Here is a 479-nt window from a genome sequence, read left to right as displayed (position 1 = left end):
GCATTATCGACGTTGTTCTTAACTTGATTCTTTTCATCATCAGTTAAGTGACTTGGATCCTTAACAGTTACCTTGTCGCCTGGAACAGTTGGTGTGATCTTACCAGCATCAGTTGTGTCGCCCTTTTGGCCTTGAACTAATTGGTCACCTGGAATGGTGTCCTTTGAACCATCTGGGTACGTTACTGTAGCTGTACCGTCATCGCCAACTGTAACTTCAGTGCCTGCTGGGAATTTATCCTTGTTGGCATTATCGACGTTGTTCTTAACTTGATTCTTTTCATCATCAGTTAAGTGACTTGGATCCTTAACAGTTACCTTGTCGCCTGGAACAGTTGGTGTGATCTTACCAGCATCAGTTGTGTCGCCCTTTTGGCCTTGAACTAATTGGTCACCTGGAATGGTGTCCTTTGAACCATCTGGGTACGTTACTGTAGCTGTACCGTCATCGCCAACTGTAACTTCAGTGCCTGCTGGGAA

1 protein-coding gene is annotated in these 479 nt (G+C 45.1%); it reads right to left on the bottom strand.

What is annotated here, in order from left to right; all coding sequences use genetic code 11:
- A partial coding sequence (locus QOS06_RS10730; RefSeq protein WP_502868067.1) for a MiiA motif-containing surface protein occupies window positions 1-479 on the bottom strand: 479 nt, incomplete at both ends.

Source organism: Limosilactobacillus sp. DJ3M12 (assembly GCF_947381695.1).
Classification (GTDB): domain Bacteria; phylum Bacillota; class Bacilli; order Lactobacillales; family Lactobacillaceae; genus Limosilactobacillus; species Limosilactobacillus kinnaridis.
Note: the sequence above shows the minus strand (reverse complement) of the source record. Positions and strands in the feature narration are given on the sequence as shown.